The following is a 1,493-nucleotide window of genomic DNA, read 5'->3' on the forward strand; positions in this document are numbered from 1 at the left end:
AAGCACTCGCCCCGGCCGAACGCGGCGACGGCCTCGCGCACCGCCGACTCGTACAGCTCCGGTACTTCCTCCAGGGTGCGGGCGACCTTCAGGCCACGCCCGCCACCACCGAAGGCGGCCTTGATCGCGACCGGCAGGCCGTGCTCCTCGGCGAACGCCACGACCTCGTCGGCACCCGACACCGGGTCCGGCGTGCCCGCGACCAGCGGCGCACCGGCGCGCAGGGCGATGTGACGGGCGGCGACCTTGTCACCCAGATCACGAATGGCCTGCGGCGGCGGCCCGATCCAGATCAGCCCGGCGTCCAGGACCGCCTGCGCGAACTCGGCGTTCTCCGAAAGGAAGCCATAACCGGGATGCACCGCGTCCGCACCGGAATCGGCCGCCGCCCGCAGCACCTTGGCGGCATCGAGATAGCTCGTCGCCGGTGTGTCACCACCGAGCGCGAACGCCTCGTCCGCCACTCTCACATGCAGGGCGTCCCGATCCGGATCCGCGTACACGGCCACACTCGTGATCCCCGCATCCCGGCAGGCCCGGGCCACGCGGACAGCGATCTCGCCGCGGTTGGCGATGAGCACCTTGCGCACGATGGACTCTCTCCCGACTCGGAACTCGCTTGAACTCGCATTCAAGGTTGTCCCGCGCCGAAATCCCCTGCAATGCCTCCCGGTGCAGGGCTCCGACCGGTTCCGTCAGATTTCGCAGCCTGCTTCACCGTCAGGTTCAGGAACTGCAGACGAACGCAAAGAAGTCCCGGCCCAACGTCAGAAACCCGTCAGAGAGACGCCCGAGGAAGGGCCGGCCGACGACCGGAGAAGGACCGGCCGACGACCACGCCCCTTGCCTCAGCCGCGCAACAGCTCGCCCGTCCCCACCGGTGCCAGCAGTGGGGGCTCGGCTTCCCCCTCATGGGCGAAGTGCAGTTCACGCCTGGCTCGTGTGGCCATCACGTAGTACTCCATGCGCAGTGCGGCCGAGGTGGGATCGGTGGCGGCATCGGTATGCGTGTCGGGGACGACGACGGTGTCGAAGCCAAGCCCCTTGGCGCTCCTGCGGTGGACGAGAACGATGCCCGGCCGGTCCAGGTCCAGTCTGCGGTAGCGGCCTCCTCCGGCCTGAGAGGTGTAGAGCTGAGGTCTGAGACCGTGTCCTATGTGGTGAGGCGGTCGTTGAGGCCGTCATGGGGCGGGGTACGTGGAGTTGGATCGTTCCGGACGGGCTGTGGGAGATCGCCAAGCCGCTGATCCCGCCCTCCCGGGTGCGGCCGCAGGGTGGCGGGACGCAGGACACGCCTGATGAGACGCTGTTCGCCGCGATCATCTACGTGCTGGTGTCCGGATGCGCCTGGCGGGCCCTGCCACCCTGCTTCGGGATATCGAAGTCGACCGCGCACCGCCGGTTCCTGATCTGGTCGCGTGCAGGAGTCTGGGGCCGGCTGCACGAGGAGATCCTGCACCGCCTCGACGACGCCGGCCTCCTGGATCTGTCTC

The 1,493-nt window shown here is 68.9% G+C and carries 2 protein-coding genes; one reads left to right on the forward strand and one right to left on the reverse strand.

All coding sequences use genetic code 11. The features are described 5' to 3' along the window. Positions 1–590: biotin carboxylase N-terminal domain-containing protein (locus tag CCN56_RS19915; protein WP_306300614.1), on the reverse strand; the 590-nt coding region annotated here is incomplete at its 3' end. Positions 591–1,183: 593 nt separating this feature from the next. Between CCN56_RS19915 and CCN56_RS19925 the strand changes: the two genes are divergently transcribed. Beyond that, a partial coding sequence (locus tag CCN56_RS19925; RefSeq protein WP_143664571.1) for a transposase occupies positions 1,184–1,493 on the forward strand: 310 nt, incomplete at its 3' end.

It is taken from the genome of Streptomyces sp. NRRL B-24572, assembly GCF_002156145.1.
GTDB lineage: Bacteria > Actinomycetota > Actinomycetes > Streptomycetales > Streptomycetaceae > Streptomyces > Streptomyces vietnamensis.